1 rRNA gene is annotated in these 492 nt (G+C 48.4%); it reads right to left on the bottom strand.

Annotation, left to right across the window (positions count from 1 at the left end):
• A 23S ribosomal RNA gene (locus tag LEQ07_RS19755) occupies positions 1–492 on the bottom strand; the annotation flags it as partial.

Here is a 492-nt window from a genome sequence, read left to right as displayed (position 1 = left end):
TTCACCGCTATCCACAAGTCATCCCCGAGCTTTTCAACGCTCGTGGGTTCGGACCTCCACGAAATTTTACTTTCGCTTCATCCTGCTCATGGATAGGTCGCTCGGTTTCGGGTCTACGACAGCAAACTTAACGCCCATTTAAGACTCGCTTTCACTACGGCTCCATACCTTAAGTACTTAACCTAGCTTACTATCGTAACTCGTTGGCCCGTTCTACAAAAAGTACGCGGTCACACATATAAAGTGCTTCCACAGCTTGTAAGCGCAGGGTTTCAGGTTCTATTTCACTCCCCTCCCGGGGTTCTTTTCACCTTTCCCTCACGGTACTATGCGCTATCGGTCACTAAGTAGTATTTAGCCTTGGAGGATGGTCCCTCCTGCTTCCCACAGGGTTTCACGTGTCCCGTGGTACTCTGGATCACATCTAAAGTCTTCTCGTTTCAACTACGTGGCTATTACACTTTATAGCGGAGCTTTCCAACTCTCTTCGTT

The sequence above is a fragment of the Paraclostridium sp. AKS73 genome (assembly GCF_025671395.1).
Lineage (GTDB): Bacteria > Bacillota > Clostridia > Peptostreptococcales > Peptostreptococcaceae > Paraclostridium > Paraclostridium benzoelyticum.
The sequence above is the reverse complement of the archived record's forward strand: the minus strand, read 5'-3'. Positions and strand labels throughout refer to the sequence as shown.